The following is a 201-nucleotide window of genomic DNA, read 5'->3' as shown; positions in this document are numbered from 1 at the left end:
CCACGTCCCCAGATGTCTACCCGGGGCACGCCATGGCTGACGAGTTGGTCGCGGGAGAAGGTGGAGGGTGCGTAAGTCGCCACAGCGAGGGAGTGAATCTGACGCACGCGGTACCAGCCGTAAAACTCGAGTTTGCCCAGCCCGTAGCGGCCCGCGTAGGAGGGGATATCGGTCTGATAGATCGCCACTATAGGTATACCG

1 pseudogene is annotated in these 201 nt (G+C 61.7%); it reads right to left on the bottom strand.

The window, feature by feature from the left end:
- Positions 1 to 188: pseudogene (locus tag AMS67_RS00200) on the bottom strand (alpha-mannosyltransferase); the annotation flags it as partial.
- Positions 189 to 201 lie beyond the last annotated feature (13 nt).

Origin of the sequence: Leucobacter japonicus (assembly GCF_001273855.1) — a bacterium.
Lineage (GTDB): Bacteria > Actinomycetota > Actinomycetes > Actinomycetales > Microbacteriaceae > Leucobacter > Leucobacter japonicus.
The sequence above is the reverse complement of the archived record's forward strand: the minus strand, read 5'-3'. Positions and strand labels throughout refer to the sequence as shown.